1 protein-coding gene (running past one end of the window) is annotated in these 16234 nt (G+C 54.5%); it reads left to right on the top strand.

The window, feature by feature from the left end; all coding sequences use genetic code 11:
* Positions 1-383 precede the first annotated feature (383 nt).
* A protein-coding gene (locus tag OCV12_RS08860) for a Calx-beta domain-containing protein (RefSeq protein ID WP_261884419.1) crosses the window boundary here: on the top strand, positions 384-16234 show its 5' portion. Its footprint extends 15289 nt past the window's final position; the window shows 15851 of its 31140 coding nt (coding positions 1-15851); its start codon is at positions 384-386; its stop codon lies off the right edge, out of view.

Raw genomic sequence — 16234 nt, 5'->3', positions numbered from 1 at the left:
ACAGCACCTAAACCTACGCTTTTTAATGTGCGAGATACGAAATTCAGATGGACCGCCAAAAAAATAACGTTCGCTAGAAAAGCGTCCGTAAATGGTTGTAAAATTGTTAACCGATCGTCGTGCGTTTTATGTTGTTTTTGAGCACTTAAATCATTCATTAATGTTCGTATTATTTTCTGCATGCACAATAACTTATATCGATGTTTTAAGCACCTAATTTGTTACTTAGTGTGATGACAGTCATTAAGCTAAACTAGAGGTTGTTAAATTATGTATCTATAACTATGAATTATGTGACTTTAGATGTTATATTCTAACTAATATTATAAAAATGATGTCACTATTTTGACGTTAATGACAAGAGATGGGTTTTAGGGGTTTATATGGATATGACAACACTGAATTTGGGTGGTGCTTTAGCACTTGGCCAGCGCATTGTTATCTCGGTAGATGGTACGATTAAAATCTTAGAAGAAGGTGCACCGCTCCAGGCGGGTGATGTCGTTCTTGAATCTCTAAATGAATCAAACGCTCCTGAAGTATCAGCGAAGCGTTTTTCACCCGAAGATGGGGAAGTCGAACTCGACCAAGATATTGCGGATATTTTTGCTGCTTTAGAAGAAGGTCAAGATCCTGCGGAACTAGGGGAAGAGTTCGATACAGCTGCTGGTCAAAATGGCTCGAGTTTGGGAACTAGCGGAACGATCGAGCGAGACGGTGAAGAAACCATTCCAGGTACAGAATTTGTAACTACAGGTTTTGAAGCGTTGGGTATGTCTCGTACTCAAAGCCTCAGTCTCCTCGACGCCTTCCGCACGCTTGAACAACCTAATAATGAACCTACTTTTGTTGATAACAATAATTCTCCAGTCGGTGACACTGTCTCTTTTACAACAAATGAAGACACGCCAGTAAACGGAACCCTTTCAGCCTCAGACGAAGATGGTGACTCTTTATCTTTTACCAAAGCGACAGATCCATCAAACGGAACTGTCGTCGTCGATGACAATGGCGACTGGACTTACACACCAAATGAAAATTACAACGGCGATGACAGCTTCACGGTTGTTGTATCCGACGGCCAAGGTGGCACCGATACAATCACAGTTAATATTGGTGTAACTCCTGTCAATGATGCCCCTGTTGGTAATGACGTTTCAGTAACCACCGACGAAGACACCCCAGTAAGCGGAACACTGAATGCAATAGACGCAGACGGTGATTCGCTAACATTCACCAAAGGCACAGATCCGTCAAACGGCTCTGTAGTCGTCGATGAAAATGGTAATTGGACTTACACGCCAGACGAAAACTACAACGGCTCTGACAGCTTCACGGTGGTTGTCAGTGATGGTGAAGGTGGTACTGATACTATTACTGTTGATGTTGGGGTTATTCCTGTCCCATATGTGAGCATCACAGAAACCGTGAGCGTAAGTGAAGGTTCAGCGGCTGGGTTCACCGTGAGCCTAGATAAGGCGGCGGACGTAGCAGTGACGGTGAACCTGACGAGCTCAACGGCAGGCGCTAATACAGCGGAATCGGACGACATCGGTAACATGGTAGTGACGTTGGCAGATGGTGTGACGGTCGTGACACCGAACGATGACGGCAGCTACACAATCCCAGCGGGTCAGACCGAGCTGAAAGTGAGCGTGGCGACGACAGGCGATGACGTGTATGAAGGCGACGAGACGTTCAGCGTGAGCGTTGAGGGCAGCTCTGGCACGATAGGCACGGCGACAGGCGAAGCGACCATCAAAGACGACGGTACAGGCCCAGGTACCCCAGACAACGATAAGCCAGCATTATCTGTCACTGACGCCGGTGACGTGAACGAAGGGACTGATGCGGTCTTCACCGTGTCACTGTCGAATGAAACCGAAGCGCCAGTGGTGGTGAATCTTGCGCCAACGACGGACGGTAACTACACCGCAGAAGCCAACGACCTTGGTGACATGGTGGTGACTTACGTCGATGGTAATAACCAGACACAAACTCTGACGGTGGATGGAAGCGGCAACGTGACGATCCCAGCGGGCGTGACAGCGATTACTGTGACCGTTCCGACTGCAGACGACAATGTCTATGAAGGCGATGAAACCTTCGGTCTAGTGGTGACAGAATCGAACGGCGTGACGTCTAACGGCACGGCGACAGGCGAAGCGACCATCAAAGACGACGGTACAGGCCCAGGTACCCCAGACAACGATAAGCCAGCATTATCTGTCACTGACGCCGGTGACGTGAACGAAGGGACTGATGCGGTCTTCACCGTGTCACTGTCGAATGAAACCGAAGCGCCAGTGGTGGTGAATCTTGCGCCAACGACGGACGGTAACTACACCGCAGAAGCCAACGACCTTGGTGACATGGTGGTGACTTACGTCGATGGTAATAACCAGACACAAACTCTGACGGTGGATGGAAGCGGCAACGTGACGATCCCAGCGGGCGTGACAGCGATTACTGTGACCGTTCCGACTGCAGACGACAATGTCTATGAAGGCGATGAAACCTTCGGTCTAGTGGTGACAGAATCGAACGGCGTGACGTCTAACGGCACGGCGACAGGCGAAGCGACCATCAAAGACGACGGTACAGGCCCAGGTACCCCAGACAACGATAAGCCAGCATTATCTGTCACTGACGCCGGTGACGTGAACGAAGGGACTGATGCGGTCTTCACCGTGTCACTGTCGAATGAAACCGAAGCGCCAGTGGTGGTGAATCTTGCGCCAACGACGGACGGTAACTACACCGCAGAAGCCAACGACCTTGGTGACATGGTGGTGACTTACGTCGATGGTAATAACCAGACACAAACTCTGACGGTGGATGGAAGCGGCAACGTGACGATCCCAGCGGGCGTGACAGCGATTACTGTGACCGTTCCGACTGCAGACGACAATGTCTATGAAGGCGATGAAACCTTCGGTCTAGTGGTGACAGAATCGAACGGCGTGACGTCTAACGGCACGGCGACAGGCGAAGCGACCATCAAAGACGACGGTACAGGCCCAGGTACCCCAGACAACGATAAGCCAGCATTATCTGTCACTGACGCCGGTGACGTGAACGAAGGGACTGATGCGGTCTTCACCGTGTCACTGTCGAATGAAACCGAAGCGCCAGTGGTGGTGAATCTTGCGCCAACGACGGACGGTAACTACACCGCAGAAGCCAACGACCTTGGTGACATGGTGGTGACTTACGTCGATGGTAATAACCAGACACAAACTCTGACGGTGGATGGAAGCGGCAACGTGACGATCCCAGCGGGCGTGACAGCGATTACTGTGACCGTTCCGACTGCAGACGACAATGTCTATGAAGGCGATGAAACCTTCGGTCTAGTGGTGACAGAATCGAACGGCGTGACGTCTAACGGCACGGCGACAGGCGAAGCGACCATCAAAGACGACGGTACAGGCCCAGGTACCCCAGACAACGATAAGCCAGCATTATCTGTCACTGACGCCGGTGACGTGAACGAAGGGACTGATGCGGTCTTCACCGTGTCACTGTCGAATGAAACCGAAGCGCCAGTGGTGGTGAATCTTGCGCCAACGACGGACGGTAACTACACCGCAGAAGCCAACGACCTTGGTGACATGGTGGTGACTTACGTCGATGGTAATAACCAGACACAAACTCTGACGGTGGATGGAAGCGGCAACGTGACGATCCCAGCGGGCGTGACAGCGATTACTGTGACCGTTCCGACTGCAGACGACAATGTCTATGAAGGCGATGAAACCTTCGGTCTAGTGGTGACAGAATCGAACGGCGTGACGTCTAACGGCACGGCGACAGGCGAAGCGACCATCAAAGACGACGGTACAGGCCCAGGTACCCCAGACAACGATAAGCCAGCATTATCTGTCACTGACGCCGGTGACGTGAACGAAGGGACTGATGCGGTCTTCACCGTGTCACTGTCGAATGAAACCGAAGCGCCAGTGGTGGTGAATCTTGCGCCAACGACGGACGGTAACTACACCGCAGAAGCCAACGACCTTGGTGACATGGTGGTGACTTACGTCGATGGTAATAACCAGACACAAACTCTGACGGTGGATGGAAGCGGCAACGTGACGATCCCAGCGGGCGTGACAGCGATTACTGTGACCGTTCCGACTGCAGACGACAATGTCTATGAAGGCGATGAAACCTTCGGTCTAGTGGTGACAGAATCGAACGGCGTGACGTCTAACGGCACGGCGACAGGCGAAGCGACCATCAAAGACGACGGTACAGGCCCAGGTACCCCAGACAACGATAAGCCAGCATTATCTGTCACTGACGCCGGTGACGTGAACGAAGGGACTGATGCGGTCTTCACCGTGTCACTGTCGAATGAAACCGAAGCGCCAGTGGTGGTGAATCTTGCGCCAACGACGGACGGTAACTACACCGCAGAAGCCAACGACCTTGGTGACATGGTGGTGACTTACGTCGATGGTAATAACCAGACACAAACTCTGACGGTGGATGGAAGCGGCAACGTGACGATCCCAGCGGGCGTGACAGCGATTACTGTGACCGTTCCGACTGCAGACGACAATGTCTATGAAGGCGATGAAACCTTCGGTCTAGTGGTGACAGAATCGAACGGCGTGACGTCTAACGGCACGGCGACAGGCGAAGCGACCATCAAAGACGACGGTACAGGCCCAGGTACCCCAGACAACGATAAGCCAGCATTATCTGTCACTGACGCCGGTGACGTGAACGAAGGGACTGATGCGGTCTTCACCGTGTCACTGTCGAATGAAACCGAAGCGCCAGTGGTGGTGAATCTTGCGCCAACGACGGACGGTAACTACACCGCAGAAGCCAACGACCTTGGTGACATGGTGGTGACTTACGTCGATGGTAATAACCAGACACAAACTCTGACGGTGGATGGAAGCGGCAACGTGACGATCCCAGCGGGCGTGACAGCGATTACTGTGACCGTTCCGACTGCAGACGACAATGTCTATGAAGGCGATGAAACCTTCGGTCTAGTGGTGACAGAATCGAACGGCGTGACGTCTAACGGCACGGCGACAGGCGAAGCGACCATCAAAGACGACGGTACAGGCCCAGGTACCCCAGACAACGATAAGCCAGCATTATCTGTCACTGACGCCGGTGACGTGAACGAAGGGACTGATGCGGTCTTCACCGTGTCACTGTCGAATGAAACCGAAGCGCCAGTGGTGGTGAATCTTGCGCCAACGACGGACGGTAACTACACCGCAGAAGCCAACGACCTTGGTGACATGGTGGTGACTTACGTCGATGGTAATAACCAGACACAAACTCTGACGGTGGATGGAAGCGGCAACGTGACGATCCCAGCGGGCGTGACAGCGATTACTGTGACCGTTCCGACTGCAGACGACAATGTCTATGAAGGCGATGAAACCTTCGGTCTAGTGGTGACAGAATCGAACGGCGTGACGTCTAACGGCACGGCGACAGGCGAAGCGACCATCAAAGACGACGGTACAGGCCCAGGTACCCCAGACAACGATAAGCCAGCATTATCTGTCACTGACGCCGGTGACGTGAACGAAGGGACTGATGCGGTCTTCACCGTGTCACTGTCGAATGAAACCGAAGCGCCAGTGGTGGTGAATCTTGCGCCAACGACGGACGGTAACTACACCGCAGAAGCCAACGACCTTGGTGACATGGTGGTGACTTACGTCGATGGTAATAACCAGACACAAACTCTGACGGTGGATGGAAGCGGCAACGTGACGATCCCAGCGGGCGTGACAGCGATTACTGTGACCGTTCCGACTGCAGACGACAATGTCTATGAAGGCGATGAAACCTTCGGTCTAGTGGTGACAGAATCGAACGGCGTGACGTCTAACGGCACGGCGACAGGCGAAGCGACCATCAAAGACGACGGTACAGGCCCAGGTACCCCAGACAACGATAAGCCAGCATTATCTGTCACTGACGCCGGTGACGTGAACGAAGGGACTGATGCGGTCTTCACCGTGTCACTGTCGAATGAAACCGAAGCGCCAGTGGTGGTGAATCTTGCGCCAACGACGGACGGTAACTACACCGCAGAAGCCAACGACCTTGGTGACATGGTGGTGACTTACGTCGATGGTAATAACCAGACACAAACTCTGACGGTGGATGGAAGCGGCAACGTGACGATCCCAGCGGGCGTGACAGCGATTACTGTGACCGTTCCGACTGCAGACGACAATGTCTATGAAGGCGATGAAACCTTCGGTCTAGTGGTGACAGAATCGAACGGCGTGACGTCTAACGGCACGGCGACAGGCGAAGCGACCATCAAAGACGACGGTACAGGCCCAGGTACCCCAGACAACGATAAGCCAGCATTATCTGTCACTGACGCCGGTGACGTGAACGAAGGGACTGATGCGGTCTTCACCGTGTCACTGTCGAATGAAACCGAAGCGCCAGTGGTGGTGAATCTTGCGCCAACGACGGACGGTAACTACACCGCAGAAGCCAACGACCTTGGTGACATGGTGGTGACTTACGTCGATGGTAATAACCAGACACAAACTCTGACGGTGGATGGAAGCGGCAACGTGACGATCCCAGCGGGCGTGACAGCGATTACTGTGACCGTTCCGACTGCAGACGACAATGTCTATGAAGGCGATGAAACCTTCGGTCTAGTGGTGACAGAATCGAACGGCGTGACGTCTAACGGCACGGCGACAGGCGAAGCGACCATCAAAGACGACGGTACAGGCCCAGGTACCCCAGACAACGATAAGCCAGCATTATCTGTCACTGACGCCGGTGACGTGAACGAAGGGACTGATGCGGTCTTCACCGTGTCACTGTCGAATGAAACCGAAGCGCCAGTGGTGGTGAATCTTGCGCCAACGACGGACGGTAACTACACCGCAGAAGCCAACGACCTTGGTGACATGGTGGTGACTTACGTCGATGGTAATAACCAGACACAAACTCTGACGGTGGATGGAAGCGGCAACGTGACGATCCCAGCGGGCGTGACAGCGATTACTGTGACCGTTCCGACTGCAGACGACAATGTCTATGAAGGCGATGAAACCTTCGGTCTAGTGGTGACAGAATCGAACGGCGTGACGTCTAACGGCACGGCGACAGGCGAAGCGACCATCAAAGACGACGGTACAGGCCCAGGTACCCCAGACAACGATAAGCCAGCATTATCTGTCACTGACGCCGGTGACGTGAACGAAGGGACTGATGCGGTCTTCACCGTGTCACTGTCGAATGAAACCGAAGCGCCAGTGGTGGTGAATCTTGCGCCAACGACGGACGGTAACTACACCGCAGAAGCCAACGACCTTGGTGACATGGTGGTGACTTACGTCGATGGTAATAACCAGACACAAACTCTGACGGTGGATGGAAGCGGCAACGTGACGATCCCAGCGGGCGTGACAGCGATTACTGTGACCGTTCCGACTGCAGACGACAATGTCTATGAAGGCGATGAAACCTTCGGTCTAGTGGTGACAGAATCGAACGGCGTGACGTCTAACGGCACGGCGACAGGCGAAGCGACCATCAAAGACGACGGTACAGGCCCAGGTACCCCAGACAACGATAAGCCAGCATTATCTGTCACTGACGCCGGTGACGTGAACGAAGGGACTGATGCGGTCTTCACCGTGTCACTGTCGAATGAAACCGAAGCGCCAGTGGTGGTGAATCTTGCGCCAACGACGGACGGTAACTACACCGCAGAAGCCAACGACCTTGGTGACATGGTGGTGACTTACGTCGATGGTAATAACCAGACACAAACTCTGACGGTGGATGGAAGCGGCAACGTGACGATCCCAGCGGGCGTGACAGCGATTACTGTGACCGTTCCGACTGCAGACGACAATGTCTATGAAGGCGATGAAACCTTCGGTCTAGTGGTGACAGAATCGAACGGCGTGACGTCTAACGGCACGGCGACAGGCGAAGCGACCATCAAAGACGACGGTACAGGCCCAGGTACCCCAGACAACGATAAGCCAGCATTATCTGTCACTGACGCCGGTGACGTGAACGAAGGGACTGATGCGGTCTTCACCGTGTCACTGTCGAATGAAACCGAAGCGCCAGTGGTGGTGAATCTTGCGCCAACGACGGACGGTAACTACACCGCAGAAGCCAACGACCTTGGTGACATGGTGGTGACTTACGTCGATGGTAATAACCAGACACAAACTCTGACGGTGGATGGAAGCGGCAACGTGACGATCCCAGCGGGCGTGACAGCGATTACTGTGACCGTTCCGACTGCAGACGACAATGTCTATGAAGGCGATGAAACCTTCGGTCTAGTGGTGACAGAATCGAACGGCGTGACGTCTAACGGCACGGCGACAGGCGAAGCGACCATCAAAGACGACGGTACAGGCCCAGGTACCCCAGACAACGATAAGCCAGCATTATCTGTCACTGACGCCGGTGACGTGAACGAAGGGACTGATGCGGTCTTCACCGTGTCACTGTCGAATGAAACCGAAGCGCCAGTGGTGGTGAATCTTGCGCCAACGACGGACGGTAACTACACCGCAGAAGCCAACGACCTTGGTGACATGGTGGTGACTTACGTCGATGGTAATAACCAGACACAAACTCTGACGGTGGATGGAAGCGGCAACGTGACGATCCCAGCGGGCGTGACAGCGATTACTGTGACCGTTCCGACTGCAGACGACAATGTCTATGAAGGCGATGAAACCTTCGGTCTAGTGGTGACAGAATCGAACGGCGTGACGTCTAACGGCACGGCGACAGGCGAAGCGACCATCAAAGACGACGGTACAGGCCCAGGTACCCCAGACAACGATAAGCCAGCATTATCTGTCACTGACGCCGGTGACGTGAACGAAGGGACTGATGCGGTCTTCACCGTGTCACTGTCGAATGAAACCGAAGCGCCAGTGGTGGTGAATCTTGCGCCAACGACGGACGGTAACTACACCGCAGAAGCCAACGACCTTGGTGACATGGTGGTGACTTACGTCGATGGTAATAACCAGACACAAACTCTGACGGTGGATGGAAGCGGCAACGTGACGATCCCAGCGGGCGTGACAGCGATTACTGTGACCGTTCCGACTGCAGACGACAATGTCTATGAAGGCGATGAAACCTTCGGTCTAGTGGTGACAGAATCGAACGGCGTGACGTCTAACGGCACGGCGACAGGCGAAGCGACCATCAAAGACGACGGTACAGGCCCAGGTACCCCAGACAACGATAAGCCAGCATTATCTGTCACTGACGCCGGTGACGTGAACGAAGGGACTGATGCGGTCTTCACCGTGTCACTGTCGAATGAAACCGAAGCGCCAGTGGTGGTGAATCTTGCGCCAACGACGGACGGTAACTACACCGCAGAAGCCAACGACCTTGGTGACATGGTGGTGACTTACGTCGATGGTAATAACCAGACACAAACTCTGACGGTGGATGGAAGCGGCAACGTGACGATCCCAGCGGGCGTGACAGCGATTACTGTGACCGTTCCGACTGCAGACGACAATGTCTATGAAGGCGATGAAACCTTCGGTCTAGTGGTGACAGAATCGAACGGCGTGACGTCTAACGGCACGGCGACAGGCGAAGCGACCATCAAAGACGACGGTACAGGCCCAGGTACCCCAGACAACGATAAGCCAGCATTATCTGTCACTGACGCCGGTGACGTGAACGAAGGGACTGATGCGGTCTTCACCGTGTCACTGTCGAATGAAACCGAAGCGCCAGTGGTGGTGAATCTTGCGCCAACGACGGACGGTAACTACACCGCAGAAGCCAACGACCTTGGTGACATGGTGGTGACTTACGTCGATGGTAATAACCAGACACAAACTCTGACGGTGGATGGAAGCGGCAACGTGACGATCCCAGCGGGCGTGACAGCGATTACTGTGACCGTTCCGACTGCAGACGACAATGTCTATGAAGGCGATGAAACCTTCGGTCTAGTGGTGACAGAATCGAACGGCGTGACGTCTAACGGCACGGCGACAGGCGAAGCGACCATCAAAGACGACGGTACAGGCCCAGGTACCCCAGACAACGATAAGCCAGCATTATCTGTCACTGACGCCGGTGACGTGAACGAAGGGACTGATGCGGTCTTCACCGTGTCACTGTCGAATGAAACCGAAGCGCCAGTGGTGGTGAATCTTGCGCCAACGACGGACGGTAACTACACCGCAGAAGCCAACGACCTTGGTGACATGGTGGTGACTTACGTCGATGGTAATAACCAGACACAAACTCTGACGGTGGATGGAAGCGGCAACGTGACGATCCCAGCGGGCGTGACAGCGATTACTGTGACCGTTCCGACTGCAGACGACAATGTCTATGAAGGCGATGAAACCTTCGGTCTAGTGGTGACAGAATCGAACGGCGTGACGTCTAACGGCACGGCGACAGGCGAAGCGACCATCAAAGACGACGGTACAGGCCCAGGTACCCCAGACAACGATAAGCCAGCATTATCTGTCACTGACGCCGGTGACGTGAACGAAGGGACTGATGCGGTCTTCACCGTGTCACTGTCGAATGAAACCGAAGCGCCAGTGGTGGTGAATCTTGCGCCAACGACGGACGGTAACTACACCGCAGAAGCCAACGACCTTGGTGACATGGTGGTGACTTACGTCGATGGTAATAACCAGACACAAACTCTGACGGTGGATGGAAGCGGCAACGTGACGATCCCAGCGGGCGTGACAGCGATTACTGTGACCGTTCCGACTGCAGACGACAATGTCTATGAAGGCGATGAAACCTTCGGTCTAGTGGTGACAGAATCGAACGGCGTGACGTCTAACGGCACGGCGACAGGCGAAGCGACCATCAAAGACGACGGTACAGGCCCAGGTACCCCAGACAACGATAAGCCAGCATTATCTGTCACTGACGCCGGTGACGTGAACGAAGGGACTGATGCGGTCTTCACCGTGTCACTGTCGAATGAAACCGAAGCGCCAGTGGTGGTGAATCTTGCGCCAACGACGGACGGTAACTACACCGCAGAAGCCAACGACCTTGGTGACATGGTGGTGACTTACGTCGATGGTAATAACCAGACACAAACTCTGACGGTGGATGGAAGCGGCAACGTGACGATCCCAGCGGGCGTGACAGCGATTACTGTGACCGTTCCGACTGCAGACGACAATGTCTATGAAGGCGATGAAACCTTCGGTCTAGTGGTGACAGAATCGAACGGCGTGACGTCTAACGGCACGGCGACAGGCGAAGCGACCATCAAAGACGACGGTACAGGCCCAGGTACCCCAGACAACGATAAGCCAGCATTATCTGTCACTGACGCCGGTGACGTGAACGAAGGGACTGATGCGGTCTTCACCGTGTCACTGTCGAATGAAACCGAAGCGCCAGTGGTGGTGAATCTTGCGCCAACGACGGACGGTAACTACACCGCAGAAGCCAACGACCTTGGTGACATGGTGGTGACTTACGTCGATGGTAATAACCAGACACAAACTCTGACGGTGGATGGAAGCGGCAACGTGACGATCCCAGCGGGCGTGACAGCGATTACTGTGACCGTTCCGACTGCAGACGACAATGTCTATGAAGGCGATGAAACCTTCGGTCTAGTGGTGACAGAATCGAACGGCGTGACGTCTAACGGCACGGCGACAGGCGAAGCGACCATCAAAGACGACGGTACAGGCCCAGGTACCCCAGACAACGATAAGCCAGCATTATCTGTCACTGACGCCGGTGACGTGAACGAAGGGACTGATGCGGTCTTCACCGTGTCACTGTCGAATGAAACCGAAGCGCCAGTGGTGGTGAATCTTGCGCCAACGACGGACGGTAACTACACCGCAGAAGCCAACGACCTTGGTGACATGGTGGTGACTTACGTCGATGGTAATAACCAGACACAAACTCTGACGGTGGATGGAAGCGGCAACGTGACGATCCCAGCGGGCGTGACAGCGATTACTGTGACCGTTCCGACTGCAGACGACAATGTCTATGAAGGCGATGAAACCTTCGGTCTAGTGGTGACAGAATCGAACGGCGTGACGTCTAACGGCACGGCGACAGGCGAAGCGACCATCAAAGACGACGGTACAGGCCCAGGTACCCCAGACAACGATAAGCCAGCATTATCTGTCACTGACGCCGGTGACGTGAACGAAGGGACTGATGCGGTCTTCACCGTGTCACTGTCGAATGAAACCGAAGCGCCAGTGGTGGTGAATCTTGCGCCAACGACGGACGGTAACTACACCGCAGAAGCCAACGACCTTGGTGACATGGTGGTGACTTACGTCGATGGTAATAACCAGACACAAACTCTGACGGTGGATGGAAGCGGCAACGTGACGATCCCAGCGGGCGTGACAGCGATTACTGTGACCGTTCCGACTGCAGACGACAATGTCTATGAAGGCGATGAAACCTTCGGTCTAGTGGTGACAGAATCGAACGGCGTGACGTCTAACGGCACGGCGACAGGCGAAGCGACCATCAAAGACGACGGTACAGGCCCAGGTACCCCAGACAACGATAAGCCAGCATTATCTGTCACTGACGCCGGTGACGTGAACGAAGGGACTGATGCGGTCTTCACCGTGTCACTGTCGAATGAAACCGAAGCGCCAGTGGTGGTGAATCTTGCGCCAACGACGGACGGTAACTACACCGCAGAAGCCAACGACCTTGGTGACATGGTGGTGACTTACGTCGATGGTAATAACCAGACACAAACTCTGACGGTGGATGGAAGCGGCAACGTGACGATCCCAGCGGGCGTGACAGCGATTACTGTGACCGTTCCGACTGCAGACGACAATGTCTATGAAGGCGATGAAACCTTCGGTCTAGTGGTGACAGAATCGAACGGCGTGACGTCTAACGGCACGGCGACAGGCGAAGCGACCATCAAAGACGACGGTACAGGCCCAGGTACCCCAGACAACGATAAGCCAGCATTATCTGTCACTGACGCCGGTGACGTGAACGAAGGGACTGATGCGGTCTTCACCGTGTCACTGTCGAATGAAACCGAAGCGCCAGTGGTGGTGAATCTTGCGCCAACGACGGACGGTAACTACACCGCAGAAGCCAACGACCTTGGTGACATGGTGGTGACTTACGTCGATGGTAATAACCAGACACAAACTCTGACGGTGGATGGAAGCGGCAACGTGACGATCCCAGCGGGCGTGACAGCGATTACTGTGACCGTTCCGACTGCAGACGACAATGTCTATGAAGGCGATGAAACCTTCGGTCTAGTGGTGACAGAATCGAACGGCGTGACGTCTAACGGCACGGCGACAGGCGAAGCGACCATCAAAGACGACGGTACAGGCCCAGGTACCCCAGACAACGATAAGCCAGCATTATCTGTCACTGACGCCGGTGACGTGAACGAAGGGACTGATGCGGTCTTCACCGTGTCACTGTCGAATGAAACCGAAGCGCCAGTGGTGGTGAATCTTGCGCCAACGACGGACGGTAACTACACCGCAGAAGCCAACGACCTTGGTGACATGGTGGTGACTTACGTCGATGGTAATAACCAGACACAAACTCTGACGGTGGATGGAAGCGGCAACGTGACGATCCCAGCGGGCGTGACAGCGATTACTGTGACCGTTCCGACTGCAGACGACAATGTCTATGAAGGCGATGAAACCTTCGGTCTAGTGGTGACAGAATCGAACGGCGTGACGTCTAACGGCACGGCGACAGGCGAAGCGACCATCAAAGACGACGGTACAGGCCCAGGTACCCCAGACAACGATAAGCCAGCATTATCTGTCACTGACGCCGGTGACGTGAACGAAGGGACTGATGCGGTCTTCACCGTGTCACTGTCGAATGAAACCGAAGCGCCAGTGGTGGTGAATCTTGCGCCAACGACGGACGGTAACTACACCGCAGAAGCCAACGACCTTGGTGACATGGTGGTGACTTACGTCGATGGTAATAACCAGACACAAACTCTGACGGTGGATGGAAGCGGCAACGTGACGATCCCAGCGGGCGTGACAGCGATTACTGTGACCGTTCCGACTGCAGACGACAATGTCTATGAAGGCGATGAAACCTTCGGTCTAGTGGTGACAGAATCGAACGGCGTGACGTCTAACGGCACGGCGACAGGCGAAGCGACCATCAAAGACGACGGTACAGGCCCAGGTACCCCAGACAACGATAAGCCAGCATTATCTGTCACTGACGCCGGTGACGTGAACGAAGGGACTGATGCGGTCTTCACCGTGTCACTGTCGAATGAAACCGAAGCGCCAGTGGTGGTGAATCTTGCGCCAACGACGGACGGTAACTACACCGCAGAAGCCAACGACCTTGGTGACATGGTGGTGACTTACGTCGATGGTAATAACCAGACACAAACTCTGACGGTGGATGGAAGCGGCAACGTGACGATCCCAGCGGGCGTGACAGCGATTACTGTGACCGTTCCGACTGCAGACGACAATGTCTATGAAGGCGATGAAACCTTCGGTCTAGTGGTGACAGAATCGAACGGCGTGACGTCTAACGGCACGGCGACAGGCGAAGCGACCATCAAAGACGACGGTACAGGCCCAGGTACCCCAGACAACGATAAGCCAGCATTATCTGTCACTGACGCCGGTGACGTGAACGAAGGGACTGATGCGGTCTTCACCGTGTCACTGTCGAATGAAACCGAAGCGCCAGTGGTGGTGAATCTTGCGCCAACGACGGACGGTAACTACACCGCAGAAGCCAACGACCTTGGTGACATGGTGGTGACTTACGTCGATGGTAATAACCAGACACAAACTCTGACGGTGGATGGAAGCGGCAACGTGACGATCCCAGCGGGCGTGACAGCGATTACTGTGACCGTTCCGACTGCAGACGACAATGTCTATGAAGGCGATGAAACCTTCGGTCTAGTGGTGACAGAATCGAACGGCGTGACGTCTAACGGCACGGCGACAGGCGAAGCGACCATCAAAGACGACGGTACAGGCCCAGGTACCCCAGACAACGATAAGCCAGCATTATCTGTCACTGACGCCGGTGACGTGAACGAAGGGACTGATGCGGTCTTCACCGTGTCACTGTCGAATGAAACCGAAGCGCCAGTGGTGGTGAATCTTGCGCCAACGACGGACGGTAACTACACCGCAGAAGCCAACGACCTTGGTGACATGGTGGTGACTTACGTCGATGGTAATAACCAGACACAAACTCTGACGGTGGATGGAAGCGGCAACGTGACGATCCCAGCGGGCGTGACAGCGATTACTGTGACCGTTCCGACTGCAGACGACAATGTCTATGAAGGCGATGAAACCTTCGGTCTAGTGGTGACAGAATCGAACGGCGTGACGTCTAACGGCACGGCGACAGGCGAAGCGACCATCAAAGACGACGGTACAGGCCCAGGTACCCCAGACAACGATAAGCCAGCATTATCTGTCACTGACGCCGGTGACGTGAACGAAGGGACTGATGCGGTCTTCACCGTGTCACTGTCGAATGAAACCGAAGCGCCAGTGGTGGTGAATCTTGCGCCAACGACGGACGGTAACTACACCGCAGAAGCCAACGACCTTGGTGACATGGTGGTGACTTACGTCGATGGTAATAACCAGACACAAACTCTGACGGTGGATGGAAGCGGCAACGTGACGATCCCAGCGGGCGTGACAGCGATTACTGTGACCGTTCCGACTGCAGACGACAATGTCTATGAAGGCGATGAAACCTTCGGTCTAGTGGTGACAGAATCGAACGGCGTGACGTCTAACGGCACGGCGACAGGCGAAGCGACCATCAAAGACGACGGTACAGGCCCAGGTACCCCAGACAACGATAAGCCAGCATTATCTGTCACTGACGCCGGTGACGTGAACGAAGGGACTGATGCGGTCTTCACCGTGTCACTGTCGAATGAAACCGAAGCGCCAGTGGTGGTGAATCTTGCGCCAACGACGGACGGTAACTACACCGCAGAAGCCAACGACCTTGGTGACATGGTGGTGACTTACGTCGATGGTAATAACCAGACACAAACTCTGACGGTGGATGGAAGCGGCAACGTGACGATCCCAGCGGGCGTGACAGCGATTACTGTGACCGTTCCGACTGCAGACGACAATGTCTATGAAGGCGATGAAACCTTCGGTCTAGTGGTGACAGAATCGAACGGCGTGACGTCTAACGGCACGGCGAC

Source organism: Vibrio pomeroyi, from assembly GCF_024347595.1.
GTDB classification, from domain to species: Bacteria; Pseudomonadota; Gammaproteobacteria; order Enterobacterales; family Vibrionaceae; genus Vibrio; species Vibrio pomeroyi.
This window is presented reverse-complemented; position numbering and strand designations above follow the sequence as displayed.